Below are 15108 nucleotides of genomic sequence, written 5' to 3'. Positions count from 1 at the left end.
TTTATGACTAGGGGCATTTATATTGTTGCCAATGACCGCGTTATTGATAATGCTATTGCTTTACTCAATAGCATTCGTTACTATGACCGTGAAGTTCCCATTTATCTCATACCTTTTAATGAGAATTACCACAAAGTAGCAGAACAGCTTGCTACCTTACACAACGTCCAAATTTTCCCAGATTTAGAACTTATTGATACATTTACCAAACGCATCGGAGAAATTTTTGATCGAGATTTCCTCGCCTTACCTAACAAGATGCGTAAACTGGTGGCGTGGTTTGGCCCTTTAGATGAATTTATTTATATTGATACGGATATTGTGGTTTTTGAAAAAATCGCCGACAATTTAGACAAACTTTCAGAAGTTGATTTCTTCTGTTGTGATTACCATCATGCCAATGACAAGCTGCGAAATATCTTTTCCCCATTTGTGAAAGAGCAGCAAATTTTTTCTGATGCCCAACTTCAAGATGTTTTCAACAGTGGTTTTTGGGCTTCGAGAAAAGGAATTATTAGCGAACAACAAATGGATGAAGCTTTGCGCGAATGTGCAGCACACCGCGAATATTTTGATTTCTCTGAAGGAGTTACAGACCAACCAATTTTAAATTATCTTGTTCTCAAACTAATTTCCAAGCGTGGTAATCTCGTCAAAATTCCTGGGGGAGGACCTGGTAGTTGGGCGGGTTCGCAAAATTTCCAACAGCAAGACTACGCCCTCTATGACCGAGGACAACGACTAAAATATCTCCACTGGGCTGGGACGCGGATGAAAGCTGGTAGTCCCTATTGGCAATTGTGGGAACACTATCGTTATCTCCATGAAGGTAAATTCGCTTTCATCCCCAAACTGACTCGCCGTTTATTTCCCTTTGTTGCTGCTCGTACTTAATATTAGGAGTATCCCAATGATTGATGGCATTTATATCTTAGCCAATGATGTTGTCTATGACCAATTAGTTGCTTTGCTCAACAGTATAGAAGCTAATGCTGGTAGGAGAATTCCTATTTGTATACTTCCATATAATGAGCGATTAGACAAGGTAAAAGCAGAGATTGCATCTAGAGAGAATATCAGCTTATTTGAAGATGATGATTCCATAGCTTATTGGGATAACTTTGCTATTAAGATATGGAAAAATTACCCTAGAGCGCAAAAAACTTGGCGAGAATGGGGCTTTCCAGAACTCTATGAGTTACCAATGCACCGCAAATTTTGTGCTATTGATGGTCCATTTGATAGATTTATTTATTTTGATGCAGATACTTTGTTAATGGGGCCTGTAGATTATGTATATGAAAAATTAGATGTCTATGATTGGGTAGTCAATGATTTTCAATATAAGTCTGACGTAAAATTTATTTTTGATGGTTCGCCAGAGCTTAGGCAGCAAGTTTTTAACTCAGATAATTTGCAATCCAAAGTATTTTGTGCTGGTTGGTTTGCCACTAAGAAAAATATTTTTTCTCCAGCGATAAGAGCGGAATTAATTGACAAATTAATAGCGGGTGAAGCTGATGTCATGGCTTTTTTAGCACCTGACCAATCTTTATTTAATTATATGGTGTTGAAAAGTGGAATTTCCTATTATAACTTTGCTTTTCATGACTGCGAACAAGCAACTGGTAATCACTGGAGTTCTCAATTTGAGGAAGTAGATAATATCCTCTACGACCAAGGGCGGAGGTTGACATATTTACACTATATGAGCATAAGTTCATCAAGTTTTACTAAACTTTGTAGTGGTGAAGATGTTAGTTTTGCCTACCGAGACTTGTTTTTACATTATCGGTATTTAAAATCTTCAGCAGATAGACCTCAAAACTTTAAGCGTCCCACTCTGCTCACACGGTTACAAAATACCACTAAAAGTTTTCTGAACCAAAGGGTTAGTAATATTAAGCTGAATTATCGCAATTTTAAGGATAAAATTACTCAATAATTGAGCAAGAATTAACTGACAGCAGAATTCAGAAGTAAAACAGGCTTTATACCTGGCGTTGAGATTTAGCTTGTATACAACACCCAACTTGATATCTGCTGTAATAGTTTTTTGTTCAATTAGCTACTGTCTGAATCATCTCAACCCCTAATAGGGATTTTGGTGAATTGCAATCTTAGAAGAAATAATAGAATTCATGGAAAGCATCACGGGTTTCAATCCCTAATAGGGATTTTGGTGAATTGCAATAGAGGGTAATTTCGTTGGGCTAAGAAATCTCGTTAAGGTTTCAATCCCTAATAGGGATTTTGGTGAATTGCAATTCAGGCATATCAAGTTCATATCCATTAAAATTGTCATGTTTCAATCCCTAATAGGGATTTTGGTGAATTGCAATGCAGTTTAAGCTCTATATAGATGCGAAAAAAGGAATGTTTCAATCCCTAATAGGGATTTTGGTGAATTGCAATTTAGCGATCGCCTTTACCTTTGGGAAAATTATATATGTTTCAATCCCTAATAGGGATTTTGGTGAATTGCAATGAATTTATAAAGACCGAAGAACTACAAAAGTCAGTTTCAATCCCTAATAGGGATTTTGGTGAATTGCAATCAACATCACTTGCAGCAAGTCCAGCGATCGCCCCGTTTCAATCCCTAATAGGGATTTTGGTGAATTGCAATCCAGAGTACTTTACTGTCCGCCATGTACCCTCAACGTTTCAATCCCTAATAGGGATTTTGGTGAATTGCAATAATGGGGGTACAGGATAGAATCAAGTAAGGGATTGTTTCAATCCCTAATAGGGATTTTGGTGAATTGCAATCCCCGGCAATCCCCCCCTTTATCGTTGCTTCGCATTTGTTTCAATCCCTAATAGGGATTTTGGTGAATTGCAATTTAATTATTTGGGATTTTTAGAAGATAAATATTTAGTTTCAATCCCTAATAGGGATTTTGGTGAATTGCAATCTCCTGATGAGATGGGAGATGTGGAAAGCTATACAGCGTTTCAATCCCTAATAGGGATTTTGGTGAATTGCAATAGGATTAGCATTGAGTACAATCCTACTAAGGAAATGTTTCAATCCCTAATAGGGATTTTGGTGAATTGCAATTATACTATATCTGCATTGCCAGAGCATGAGCATAGTTTCAATCCCTAATAGGGATTTTGGTGAATTGCAATCTACTCATCAGTGCAAGGAATTGAGCCACCTTGCAGTTTCAATCCCTAATAGGGATTTTGGTGAATTGCAATGTTTTCCTGACGAGCGTATTCGCTTCATTGACGAGGTTTCAATCCCTAATAGGGATTTTGGTGAATTGCAATTGATGCTTTCAGCACTTACTCATTCAGCTTCATAGTTTCAATCCCTAATAGGGATTTTGGTGAATTGCAATGATAGGGTGTATTTTAAAGTGTCAAAAATAATGTTTCAATCCCTAATAGGGATTTTGGTGAATTGCAATGAGTAGACTGACAAACGTGAAGATACCACGGCTATATGTTTCAATCCCTAATAGGGATTTTGGTGAATTGCAATTCGTTTTTCCTCACACATAATTCCCTATCAATCGTTTCAATCCCTAATAGGGATTTTGGTGAATTGCAATTCTATTTCTAATCCTTTGCGTGATTTGATAAAAAGTTTCAATCCCTAATAGGGATTTTGGTGAATTGCAATCTTCAAAAGATGGATACCGATACTTACATCTCATGTTTCAATCCCTAATAGGGATTTTGGTGAATTGCAATGGCGGGAGCCTGAAAGCCCAGCTATATTTAGTTTTCAAGGTGCGGTTGCGCGATTCAAGGCCAATCATAGCATTAGAGAATTCGTTTGGAAAGAGTGCCAGGAAAATTTAAAGGCTAAAACCCTATTTTGATAAGCATTTCAGAGATTGCGCGGATGAGGATTAGGTGACTAATGGGGTAAAACCCTTGCTGGAGTTGGGATAGAAGCACTTTTTTGGGGCTATGAAATTTGTACACCTACCCCTCCGCGCATTTGAGATGTAGAAAGCTAGCTAGAAGGGGACTCAGCAAAGAAAATTGTTTCGTCCCGTGGCTGTTCTCCGCCAATACGTTCGACTTTTCGCTGACAACAGCCACAGAGAAAATAAAAGCGAACGCTGTCTGTGTCGGGTTTTATTAATTTAGCTAAACGCGATCGCAGTTTAGCATACTGAGTGGGTGTGATATCGCACTCAAACACACTCAGTTGCATCCATTGTCCGTAAGACTTGAGAATTGAATGGATTTTTGTACGACGCTTATCTTCTGGAATGTCGTAGCTGACAACAATATACATGGGAGTGAGGGAGAAATGACAAGTTATTTGAGAACTAGGGGAGGATATTTATCGATTTGGTTCATGAGGTACTTACTTAACAATCTCGCCTGAATTTCAAAGGATTCTTGGTAGGTACATTTGTTTCCCAGGACTGGATGTTTGAAACTCGATAGTTTCTTTTGTTGGTAGGCGCTAAGAAATGTACGCAATCCTTCTTTGGTTAAATTTACGGCACCACTGAGCGGTTCGGTGGTAAAGTCAGCTAAGGTGAGCGATCGCTTGTTAATCAGCGACAATACTACAGCATCCACTATTAAAGGGCGAAATTCTTCCATCAAGTCTAAGGCTAGGGAAGGTCTACCATAACGCTCGACGTGTAAGTATCCTAGATAGGGATCGAAGCCGACAATATTTAAAGCACTTTGCACATCATGGCGTAGTAATGAATATCCAAGACTCAGTAGGGCATTAACTGGATCGGTTGGTGGGCGGCGGCGTCTGGCTTCAAATTTAAATTCTGAGGTTTTGATTAGGTGTTGAAAGCAACCAAAATAGGCTGCGCTACCGGCACCTTCTAAGCCTCTGAGGGAATCAATATTGTTAGTGTTTTCGATTGGTGCGATCGCGTTTTCCAATCGAGTGATGTTATTATTCAAGTCAATATCAGGATGTTCTCGCTGAGTGCGAAGTAAGCTATGGCGGTAATTTTTTAATTTACCCCGCACAAATCCTTTGACTAAATGTATCGCTGGTTGTGATTCTCCCACAGCTTGCCATTGGGCTTTACGAACAAAGATATTTTTGGTAACTTCCGGTTCTAAACGCCCTAAATATCGTCCATTTTGTGTGAGAAATGTTAAACAAATATGACGTTCTAAAAGTTCATTGACAACGGAGGGAGAAACGGTAGCCCGTCCAAGTACTACAATTCCCTCTATTTTAATTAAAGGGATATCTAAGATTGTTTTTTGTTCAGCTTTGACGGTGAGACGTTCGTCAAGTTTGCCGATAAAAGCATCGGTTTCCATTACGTAAACTGTTCCCATTTTTGATGATTCCTAGTAATAATTGGGGTTTGAGCGAATATAGCGGTTCTCGGTTGAGTGAGGTACAAGAACCCCACCCCCAACCCCCTCCCCGCAAGCGAGGAGGGGACTATGATTAGGAAACGCTATAGAATTGGCCAGAGTATGATTTAATTGACTTCTTGATAAGTTTTGACTTTATCGGTTGCTTTGGGTAAACATTGCGAATAAAGACTACATCCTTGGCAGCGTTTGCTGTAAACTGGTTTTGGCATCACTCCTGTTTCTAGGATATTTGTGACAGATTCAATAGTAGCGATCGCACTTTGTCGTAACTCTGCATTAATCTCTACTAATTGCCGTTTATGGGAGTGAGCATAATAGATATATCCAGTAGTAACTGGTTGTCCAGTCATCTCTTCTAAACATAAGGCTTGGGCACAAACTTGCAACTCATCGTTATCCCATTCGCCTTTGCGTCCCCGCTTGTATTCTACTGGGTAAATTTGACCGGATTCGGCTTCAATCAAATCAGATTTACCGATGAGTTTGTATTGCTCTGACTTCAGCCAAATTGCTCGAATCTGCCAAGTTTCTCCTCGCTGTATATCGCTTGTAGTGTGGACGCGATCGTGTAAAGTTGTACCTTCAATTGTGTATTGATTATCGGTAAACTCGCCTGCACAAAACATTCGCCAACAGCGATGCGGACAAAAGGCGTATTGATTCAATGCCGCAATTGAAATATATTCTAATGAAGGGGATAGGTGAGAGGTTACAGGGGACAGATAATTTTTCATATTTTTACTCATTCTCATTCTGTATTGATTAGTCGATTACGAAGCGTAGTAAGCATTTTGCTGATTTCTGTGATTAGAAATAAAGTGGAGTTTGCTTTTGATTGAGGTATATAATTCAACCTTACAGTCAGCATTAAAAAAGTTTCTGTTTCCATTAACGAACCTTTAGCGATCGCTAAAAAGTTTGCATAATCTTTTTTCGTTCCTCGTGCATGACCCTCAGCTATATTTGCTGGTACTGATGCTGCTGCTCTAGTGATTTGCGAAGTCAATCGATAAGTTTCTGTTGCTGGAAATGTAGCAGTTAATTGATATATCTGCACTACCATATCCATTGATTTTTGCCAAACAATCAAATCTCGATGCGACTCTATTTTCATAGGTCATAGGTGATAGGGGACAGGTGACAGGTGATAGGTTACAGATTACGTCGGTTATATTTAATACATTATTTATAACCTATCCACTATCCTGTGTCCGGTCGATTTATTTACAAACTATCCCCTGTCCCCTGTTCCCTGTAACCTACGTGCCATACCCATTCCCATTGTTGTTTTGCGACCGATTCCTGCATACAAAGCAAAATCAGCTAAAGCGTTAAGTTGCTTAATTTGTATCGGTTCAATTTCTCCCAAAATCTTGTAGTTAACTTCGCCAATAATGCCAATAAATTTGCTGCGGGAGTCGGCTAATATTTCTGTGTGAATGTTGACAAAAGAAGGGAAGATTGACTCGATGGCAATATGAGATAATTCTATGCCACTGTATTTATTCCACCGCGAAAGTAGGGAATTAAAAACAGATTCTCTGGTAGGAAGGGTACTATCATACTGTCCTTGACGGAAGGCGGTGGGCGTGGAGAAGCTAAGGTTAATGGAAGAATTGCCATTGCTAGCTTCTTCGTATAATTGAGCATAAGTACTGGCATTTGCCCAAGGTTGAATAGATTGAGGTGTGCCTTGAATGCTGGTAATATACAAATCAGCTGGGCCAAGATGCCAAGGGCGATTGGGATTAAGATTTAGCCAGAGTTGGGTAAGTTTGCCAAATAGAGTGTCATCTAATAAGGAGATGCGCCACCAACAAGGAGTACCTGCGGGAATGGGTTGTTGATGTGAGTACTGCAAACTACTGCTAGTAAAAATTTTAGATTTATATTTACCCCGATCCTGTTCCCTATCCCCTATCCCCTGTCCCCTTATTTGTAGAGGGGAGAGGGTGAAAGCTTTATCTGCGGTAGAATCGTGTAAGCGATCGCCCAATGTGGTATCTACAGAACTAACTAGAGTTAAAAATAGGGCGTGGAGATGTCTACCTGTAAGATACTGTGGTGGAATGGGCGATTGAGGTAGCAAATTCAACACTAAACTATGAGGCATACTTTCTCTTTTTGGTTGTAGACTGAGTGCTTCTTGACTCTACAGTGAACTCAGGGATTTCCTGGAGTTCAGCATCACTCAAACTATACTGCTCACAAACTAAACTTAGGCGATTTCCGGGGGTTTTGACAGCGTTAACCGAATGGGTTAAATCACCTTGAAAATAAACTAAAGTATTGATTTGGGGCTTAATTTGCCCAAGTTGGCGTTTGTACGACTTGAGTACCAATTCTCCCCCTTCCATATCTGCTGGTACGCGCACATAAAGCACACTGACAACCGCCGGCGGTTCAATGGTTTTGGAGTAGGAACGTAAGGAGCGATCGATATGCGGATCGACGCGGGAGCCTTCTTTTAGCTGTAAAGGATTGAGGTAAAAAGCATTACAATTCGCCTGGAGAGCCAAATCTAGATAAGGTTTGAAGTAGGGAAACTGCTGTTCTACTTGTGCTAATCCAGAACGCTGAAACACTACAGAAAATCCTTTAGTGGCGACAAAATCGCGGTTGAGGTTGTTGATCGCAAAGTAAGGACAAGCTTGGATTTCTCCCCACAAGTTGTTTAAGTAATCAGTGGGGAAGGCGTTGGATTGTTGTTGATAGTGTTTCACTGGGGATGTGGTGGGAGAGTAGTTCAAGAGTTTATCAGGTTCAACAGCACAGGGGAGAGTAGGTTAAGAACTAATCAGTATTTAAAGATTTTGTATATGTTATGATTGACGATTTCTTGTCATTATGCTGGTAAAGTAACTTTTCCTCAAAGTCAGATGTTTTTAGTTTAATAAAAACCCCTGGTAGTTCAACAAAACCAAATTCGGAGTTGTAGGGATATTCATATTTACCATCAAACATGCCTGCACCTTCGTTATTGGGTGAAATTTCAATAAATATATCTTTTGAATACGCAGAACCCCACCCTAAATCTCTTGACTGCCATTGTGTATTTTCATAATTGTAATAACGCTCATAAACATAGGTATTAGCATATTGATTATTTTGGTTTTTGATTAGACGATCAATAGGAACTGTTACTTTATGTTTTTGTTGGTTGCCATTTTCATCTTTATAAAGATAAATCAATGTTGATGATGGCTTCCAGCTACGAGTAATTACTAAACCCTTTTCATGAGCAGGTTGACAAGTTAAGTCTGCCCCATAAACATAGTCATGTAGCATTGAAAATAGTTCTACTACTCGATAATCATCTACTTGTTGGGTTCTAGAAATACATTTAGCAATTAGTTGAGTATCAAAATTTTCTAATGATTGGAGAGTTTTTTGATATTTTTGCCATCCTAAATCATCTAAGCTATTTGCAAAATCAGGAATTTCATCACCTACTACAATTACTTTGGCATCTGAAATGTTACCTTTGCGGTTACAGCGTCCTGCTCTCTGAATCAAATTTTCAGGTGGGCAGATTTGAGATATTAACACCTCAGCATTCAAGTCACAACCAACTTCTATTGCACTGGTTGTAACCAAAATATAAGGCTGGCTGTTTGCATCCATTTCTTGTATTTGTTTATAGATAGCTGGCCTAATATGGTCAGCAATTCTACCATGATAGAGAAATATAAATTTTCCCGAAGTATCAGTATTTGAAGCAATATTTTTAATTAAATACTGGTAAATAGCTGCTGCATCTTTAACAGTTTCAACTACAGCAATAATTCGGCTATTAGCTTTTGATTGCCATTCTTTAAGAATAACTTTTGCAATCTCATTTTGGAACGGTTCAGGATTATCTTGGTCACGTTTAAGATGACTATGCCATTCAAAAGCTTTTTTATTGAGATGAGGTTGTTTTAATGTTTGTTGCTGAAATTGATTGAGTTCTTCTAGGTACTGAGAGTTCTCTACAAAATCGATTAAATCTAAATAGTTAAATCGCTCACAATGCTCTATTGGCATAGTAGCTGTCATTAAAACAAGAGAGCGTCCGGCTTCATAGAGAGATTTGACCAAGCTTTGAAAATTTGTAAATGATATTTGATCATAAGTATGAGCCTCATCAAAGCAAATTAAAGTTTTTTCTCGATGAATCCTTAAAGGGAAAATGAAAGACTTTTGTTTATCACCAAACGCAAAATAACGATATAAAAACTTATCCAAGGTTGTTAATATAACATCCCCTTTATATAGATGACGGCGAGAATTGATATTTAGTGTAGAAGTGATATCTTCCCCATTGCGATAAACCCATCTGTACATCTGCGCTCCTGTGTCCACAACCAGAGATATTTCACGTTCTGGTTGTAATTTTGAAAATTTCTTAAGATATTTCTCAATTCTCTCTTTTTGGTCTTCTAATAAACTACGAGCAGGTAAAGGTAGAAATAGACGATATCCTCTCGCTAATGCTGGAAATAAAATAGCTTCCATTTTCCCCGAACCTGTAGGAGATTTCAGCAGAGTTGCGGGATGCTCATTATTAGCTATAGCTTCAAATACTTCTCTTTGCATAGGATTAGGAACAAAATTTTCTCCTCCCAATGCCTTATAAATAGAGTTGCAATTCCAATGTTTTAAGTTATCATTTGATTGATAGGCACTCATAGTAATTGATTTAGGCTCTGATTTTTCAGGTTTTCCTTGCTGAGACTGCCACCAGTTCTTAGCAATTTTATCCAACACTTTACCTAATTTATAATCTTGTTCTGTATTTAGACAGTTTTGCAAACTATCTTTATCAGCTTGGCTAAGTTCCATTGACCAATATTCAAATGTAAGTGGAATACTATTTTTATTAAAAGGACAAGGATCAATCAAGTAAATCTTGTCATCCAACTCAGATTTTGCAGTTGTGTAATCCATAAAGGCGCGAGATTCTGCCTGCTCGTCATCTCCAATAACACGACAAGCTAATTCTGCTTCTAGCTGGTCGCACATCTCTAAAATGTAGAGTTCACGAGCATAGGTAAGTGGGTCTTTAGCTAAGATTTCAGCATAATATTGAGATTCTTGCTTTAACTTGTAAGTATCTCGACTAATATCATTTACGGAAAAATCATGATGTCCTATAGCTAGAGTTTTTGCCCAAATATCCGGGCTATCAGCTGCAAATCGATGCCCTTTAAATGAATAAACATATTCTTTAAACTTCCTAATTTGAGTAGTTTTAACTTCAAGATTAAACTTCTGAGGTTTACCCATATCATGAATATCAGCTGCTTTTAGAACTCGCTGAAACGATTCTTGACGTTCTTCTAGCGTTATGCCTGGGAAATCATCAATATTCCAAGCTTTGACTAGTCTTCTAACGTTACCTACATGATTACCCAATGGTTGGAAGTAAACTTTACTGGGTATAGGGTTAGATTTTTCAGGAAAGAATACTCGACCAAAATTAAATGGATGCTGACGATCTGACTTAGACATAAACTTCCCCTTTCAACATATTTATGAGAGATACAGGAATATGAATTTTTCCATTGGTGTAATAATCTAAAGTTGGAGGATCACCAATTGGATGAGCAAAATAGGCAGTAACAAAAGGAACAAATCCATTTACATGAGTGGGGTTCTGATCTAGAAAACCCTCCCTTTCAGAAACAGGTTGAATATTTTCTGACCAGTCGTAGCGATACAGGTTATAGATATCGCAACCTTTAATAAAGTGATTGCTTTGTAATAAGTCTTCCATTGGGACAATTGTTGATGGGTTAGCCGCAATTGTTTGACGTTCCATCTCAATTAATCCTGAAACTTCTTTAACTACGGCATAGCCTTCTTTACCTAATTTACAGCCGTAGCCTTCCAATTTTTGAAAGTATTCTAGACCTGCTTTAGATTCGCTGATTACATAACCAACTAATTCTTCTGCAATGAAATATTCCCATGTGTGAAGTTGAAAATTTGCCTTGTCTTCATCCAAGTAAAGCCTGGAGAAAGAATCATGGTTAAACTCTCGCATTCCCTTCCGATAAGTCCGATGTACTCCGCTCCACTTTCCTGAGACTGGGTATGCACCCAAAGCTATATAACTAGCTGGTAGAGCATAAATTGGTGGATTTTCGTTGTTCACGCGAGTCTCAGGAATCTCTAACTCGACGCTCATCATACCGAGTCTGCGTAAAAATCCCGATAGAGTAGTTGGCGGTACAAAAGGATAAGTTGCAATGTTAAGAATTGACCCAGGCAGGATGCGAAATGTCATCGCTGCCGTAGGCTGAATTGTAAATTTGAGGCAGTACATGACTTATGCCTGTAAAACGTTGTCAACGAAGTTGCTAGAATATTCCTGCAATTTTTCTAAAGCCGCATCACCAATCCACCGCTCAAAATGTGTTTCTTGAATATGGTCAGTAGCATCTTCAGGTTTTCTAGAAAGTCGGATAAATTCTGCGATCGCTTCTTCTGGATTATTGATAGCAGGGGATATGATTGGACGTTTACGTTTTGGTACAAGATAGCGATCTACAACTAGCAATGGTTGATGTTCGCTAGATTCTGCGATCGCAATTCCCTTCGGATTACCAGAACCAATGCGAGGTAGAGAATCTAGAAAAGCATAGCCAACAGAAGCAAACTCTTTGTCAGTTACACTCAATGCGTGGTTAGATACTGGATACAGAATACCTGGCTGGTTGTACTCTCGTTTAAAGGGTATCGGCTTATCTTCTTTGTTAGTTAATTGATTAGCTATACGTGCAGGGTGCATAGCTCGTTGCTTTTCTACAGGATAGATTTCCTGTACGGCCACTCCGCCACCGTGGGTAACACGACCAATCAAAGTTTTCTTTCCAGCAATTAAACCGCCATAGGTAGCGCATATAGGACAATTTGGTAAAGTGCAAGTTTCAGGAATACCACACTTTTGTTTGTCTCCGAGTAGTTCACCTGTTTTAACTGGTGCCCAAATTAAGCAACGGCGTTCTACACCTTTTCTTTTTGTTGGAGAAAGATAGCATTTTTCGATTGAGCGAGGTTCGGTTGAAAGTGCATCTTTAATCTTTAACTTCACCGTTTCAACTAAGTTTACATTTACCTGTACCTCATGCCCAAAATAAAGTTCTTGAGAACCTTCTAGAATGGCATAAATATCAAAGTGTAAACGTGGATTATTATCATCCGTCTTGGGAAGTCCAGTAGCCATGATTATTTCTCACTATTTGATTTAAGTTTGCGAACTAATTCAGGAAAGCGTGTGTAAAGAGAAAGCTTAAGTTGATACGTCAAATCTTTCCAATCTTTATCTTGAGAGTAGCCATTCTCCGCAAAATGTGCATAAGCTTTCAAAACATCATCAGCATAGAGTTTAAGCCAAGTTTTGCCTGAATCATCTTTTTCTTCTCTTCCTGATATTTCTAATTCCTTTAGTAATTTGTTGGTTTGTTCATAGATGAAGTCATTATCTGGATTTTTCCAGAGTCTAGCTTCTACACTAGTTTTTTCTTTATCTCCTAAAGTGGCGTAGTAGCAGAAAGCAACTGCATCATCGACTTTTTCAATTATTTTGCTGACTTCTCGTTCTGCATCTTCTGGTTTTAGCCTTTTAACTGTGGTTTCTAATGAGTGAGCAAAAGCATAGGTTAAACCAGTTAAAGCAGCTACATCTCTGTATAACTTTGCTCTTTTTAAGAGTTGATTATCTGAACCCATAGAACCTCCTTTTAATTCTAAGTTTTTTTGTAATATCTTCCAGTAAGCTTCACGAATCTGCTCTAACTCTAAATAGTTAGCAGTCTTAGCAACTTTTGTAAGAGTGTAGTCTGCCAAATAAGGTAAATCTTGGTGTACATAACGTATAGCATCTCCTAAATTCATATTGATATCTTTACCAGCTATAATTATTGACTGGCTGTAGCTCTCCATTAGACCTTTGATAAAAATCAAGTGTCTGCTTAATAAAGGTATTGGTTCACTACCTTGAGTAATCAATAAAAAGTTGAAGTCTGCGATAACTTCTGACGGAAATATAGAAGCTACTTTAGCGAGAGCATACTGAACTTGACCTAGTTTTTTAGCTGCTATTTCACCTCCATTTGTGCGGTCTGAGGCTAAAACTATATAACGGCCTGCACTCAGATGTAACTCTTTATTAGTCAACATTCTGATATAGTCTTTAACCTTAAATTCAGATGCAATATTTTTATCAGCAGTTTCAAGTCGCAAGATAATACTTTCATCTGTAACTTTCAGTGGTGAAGCAAATGCTAATGCAGAACACGAAGCACAAATATGAGGTCTACCCTCACTTGATGCTGATTGACGACGCTGAGAAGGTCGCTCAAACATAAATCTGAGAACTTGCCAGCGTGCTGTTTTTGGGTCAACTTTAACACCGCAGGAATAGCAAAATTCTTTACTATCATCTCCAGGCGATCGCATTTCTGGTAAAACTAGCTGTTCAGTCAGTAATGGTGGAGGTAGTGGTTCATTCTGCTGATTCTCTAGTAAGCGGTATATTTCAGAAATACACTGAGTAAAAATATCACCACGAGTTGAATTAATTTGGTCTGTTGCAGTTCTATTAAAATTTTTAGCAATTGCAATAATTTGACTAAAAAATTCAGGATTTTGCTGTTTATCTTTTTCAACAAAATTAAAAGGATTTCCCTGAGATTGCCTTAATAGCTCAAGCTTATGCTGAATAAATTTTTCAGTGAATATAATTTTACCATTCAGTTTATATTGTTGCTTTTGCAGTTTACCGCGCTCAACTTGACTTAAGTCTAAATCGGTTAGCTTAACCTGAATTATTTTGACCTCTTGCAATATAGCATTTTGTTCTTCTAAAGTTTTGCCAAAACCTTTTTGAAAATACTCAGTATATTTGTTCTCTTCTTTTGATTGCATAGCCTCTTTAGCTTGCAAGTCCTTCTGTTTAGCCTTGTAATCTTTGTGATTTGGATCAAGTGAAGCAAGTTCTTTCTGAAGATCGTTGATTTGGTTTTGACGAACTTCTTGCCGATTTCTAACATCTCGATAAACAGCAAGATACCAAGCTGCTAATACTGTTGACTGTTCTTGAGTTAAAATTGGCACGTCTAAAGTGCTAAAGCCACGTCCAGAAAGAGTAATAGCATTCAGCATCAAAATAAAAGTCTGAACTAATCCTGGTAACTGAAATTGAGTATTACCATTAGCTGAAAAAGCAACATTATTTAAGAAATCTTCCCAAAGTGTCCTGAAGTCTGGAATGGATTTTTGGGGAATAAAAACTTGTACGTGGTAAATACTCTCAGTCAATACAACTATCTGATATATCTTTTGCAGATATTCCAGAAAACGGTCTGTAATGCTTTCAATAGCCAATCGAGCTTGTAACTCACCCGGTAAAGGAGATTTATATAAAAGCTGAGTTTTACCAATTAATTGATTTTGATAAAAAACTTGGTTTCCTTGTTTATCAAGGTTCAGAAAGCTTTCATCTATTGGGTCATTTTTTGCAAGTCTTAGTTCTCTGATCAACTTGGATGAACTAAACGCTTGAGCGATAGTCACAGCCTCCGATTGACTTGCTAATGCTGAAATTAAAGTCTTTGAGTCTTTAACAGCCAAGTTTGCAGCAAGAGCAGCTGTGAGGATTTTTAAATCAGCATCATTAATCATCATTTCAGCTTTTAACAGATTTCTCCCCATACTCAGTACCAAGGTGATAACACAATATATCTGGATCAGGAATATTGTCCTCAAGTTCTGTCACTACACTTTTTT

12 protein-coding genes and 1 CRISPR repeat array are annotated in these 15108 nt (G+C 38.1%); of the genes, 2 read left to right on the top strand and 10 right to left on the bottom strand.

All coding sequences use genetic code 11. From position 1 onward, the window contains the following. Positions 1 to 3: 3 nt before the first annotated feature. Together V7K97_RS14015 and V7K97_RS14010 are read left to right on the top strand one after the other, a co-directional pair. On the top strand, positions 4 to 894 hold the full coding sequence (locus V7K97_RS14015) for an Npun_R2821/Npun_R2822 family protein (RefSeq protein ID WP_334801643.1): 891 nt from the start codon (positions 4 to 6) through the stop codon (positions 892 to 894). Positions 895 to 910: 16 nt separating this feature from the next. Next, the gene (locus V7K97_RS14010; RefSeq protein ID WP_334801642.1) at positions 911 to 1945 is read left to right on the top strand and encodes an Npun_R2821/Npun_R2822 family protein; all 1035 of its coding nucleotides are present in this window, start codon (positions 911 to 913) and stop codon (positions 1943 to 1945) included. 137 nt (positions 1946 to 2082) lie between these two features. Beyond that, positions 2083 to 3705: direct repeats of the CRISPR family, unit length 37 nt; unit sequence GTTTCAATCCCTAATAGGGATTTTGGTGAATTGCAAT. Positions 3706 to 3973: 268 nt separating this feature from the next. On the opposite strand, the gene cas2 is transcribed toward V7K97_RS14010, so the two are convergent. The 10 genes from cas2 to V7K97_RS13960 form a co-directional block, all read right to left on the bottom strand. Beyond that, positions 3974 to 4261: a CRISPR-associated endonuclease Cas2 gene (cas2, locus tag V7K97_RS14005; protein ID WP_069070563.1), complete on the bottom strand. Its 288-nt coding sequence runs from the start codon at positions 4259 to 4261 to the stop codon at positions 3974 to 3976. Positions 4262 to 4284: 23 nt separating this feature from the next. Then, positions 4285 to 5289 carry a type I-D CRISPR-associated endonuclease Cas1d gene (gene cas1d / locus V7K97_RS14000; RefSeq protein WP_334801641.1) on the bottom strand — a complete coding sequence of 335 codons (1005 nt, stop codon included), beginning with the start codon at positions 5287 to 5289 and terminating at the stop codon, positions 4285 to 4287. Positions 5290 to 5438: 149 nt separating this feature from the next. Continuing rightward, on the bottom strand, positions 5439 to 6068 hold the full coding sequence (gene cas4 / locus V7K97_RS13995; RefSeq protein ID WP_334801640.1) for a CRISPR-associated protein Cas4: 630 nt from the start codon (positions 6066 to 6068) through the stop codon (positions 5439 to 5441). 14 nt (positions 6069 to 6082) lie between these two features. Next, entirely contained in the window at positions 6083 to 6448 is a 366-nt protein-coding gene (locus V7K97_RS13990; protein ID WP_334801639.1) for a four helix bundle protein, read from the bottom strand. A gap of 117 nt (positions 6449 to 6565) precedes the next feature. Further along, positions 6566 to 7447, bottom strand: coding sequence for a CRISPR-associated endoribonuclease Cas6 (cas6, locus tag V7K97_RS13985; RefSeq protein WP_334801638.1), 882 nt, complete (start codon positions 7445 to 7447; stop codon positions 6566 to 6568). Then, positions 7437 to 8057: a 2OG-Fe(II) oxygenase gene (locus tag V7K97_RS13980; RefSeq protein WP_334801740.1), complete on the bottom strand. Its 621-nt coding sequence runs from the start codon at positions 8055 to 8057 to the stop codon at positions 7437 to 7439. The genes cas6 and V7K97_RS13980 overlap by 11 nt, the downstream gene beginning before the upstream one ends. Before the next feature lie 70 nt (positions 8058 to 8127). After that, positions 8128 to 10827 carry a CRISPR-associated helicase Cas3' gene (cas3, locus tag V7K97_RS13975; RefSeq protein ID WP_334801637.1) on the bottom strand — a complete coding sequence of 900 codons (2700 nt, stop codon included), beginning with the start codon at positions 10825 to 10827 and terminating at the stop codon, positions 8128 to 8130. Then, positions 10820 to 11644 carry a hypothetical protein gene (locus tag V7K97_RS13970; RefSeq protein ID WP_334801636.1) on the bottom strand — a complete coding sequence of 275 codons (825 nt, stop codon included), beginning with the start codon at positions 11642 to 11644 and terminating at the stop codon, positions 10820 to 10822. Before V7K97_RS13970 ends, cas3 begins: the two co-directional genes overlap by 8 nt. A gap of 3 nt (positions 11645 to 11647) precedes the next feature. After that, positions 11648 to 12544, bottom strand: a complete 897-nt coding sequence (locus V7K97_RS13965) for a hypothetical protein (RefSeq protein ID WP_334801635.1) — start codon at positions 12542 to 12544, stop codon at positions 11648 to 11650. 2 nt (positions 12545 to 12546) lie between these two features. Next, positions 12547 to 15033: a hypothetical protein gene (locus tag V7K97_RS13960; protein WP_334801634.1), complete on the bottom strand. Its 2487-nt coding sequence runs from the start codon at positions 15031 to 15033 to the stop codon at positions 12547 to 12549. Positions 15034 to 15108 lie beyond the last annotated feature (75 nt).

The sequence above is a fragment of the Nostoc sp. genome, from assembly GCF_036917815.1.
Taxonomy (GTDB): Bacteria; Cyanobacteriota; Cyanobacteriia; order Cyanobacteriales; family Nostocaceae; genus Nostoc.
This window is presented reverse-complemented; position numbering and strand designations above follow the sequence as displayed.

Bases quoted from the DNA above. Each gene is read 5' to 3' on its own strand.
- V7K97_RS14015 (WP_334801643.1), top strand. From the start codon at position 4: ATGACTAGGGGCATTTATATTGTTGCCAATGACCGCGTTATTGATAAT.
- V7K97_RS14010 (WP_334801642.1), top strand. From the start codon at position 911: ATGATTGATGGCATTTATATCTTAGCCAATGATGTTGTCTATGACCAA.
- cas2 (WP_069070563.1), bottom strand. From the start codon at position 4,261: ATGTATATTGTTGTCAGCTACGACATTCCAGAAGATAAGCGTCGTACA.
- cas1d (WP_334801641.1), bottom strand. From the start codon at position 5,289: ATGGGAACAGTTTACGTAATGGAAACCGATGCTTTTATCGGCAAACTT.
- cas4 (WP_334801640.1), bottom strand. From the start codon at position 6,068: ATGAAAAATTATCTGTCCCCTGTAACCTCTCACCTATCCCCTTCATTA.
- V7K97_RS13990 (WP_334801639.1), bottom strand. From the start codon at position 6,448: ATGAAAATAGAGTCGCATCGAGATTTGATTGTTTGGCAAAAATCAATG.
- cas6 (WP_334801638.1), bottom strand. From the start codon at position 7,447: ATGCCTCATAGTTTAGTGTTGAATTTGCTACCTCAATCGCCCATTCCA.
- cas3 (WP_334801637.1), bottom strand. From the start codon at position 10,827: ATGTCTAAGTCAGATCGTCAGCATCCATTTAATTTTGGTCGAGTATTC.
- V7K97_RS13970 (WP_334801636.1), bottom strand. From the start codon at position 11,644: ATGTACTGCCTCAAATTTACAATTCAGCCTACGGCAGCGATGACATTT.
- V7K97_RS13965 (WP_334801635.1), bottom strand. From the start codon at position 12,544: ATGGCTACTGGACTTCCCAAGACGGATGATAATAATCCACGTTTACAC.
- V7K97_RS13960 (WP_334801634.1), bottom strand. From the start codon at position 15,033: ATGGGGAGAAATCTGTTAAAAGCTGAAATGATGATTAATGATGCTGAT.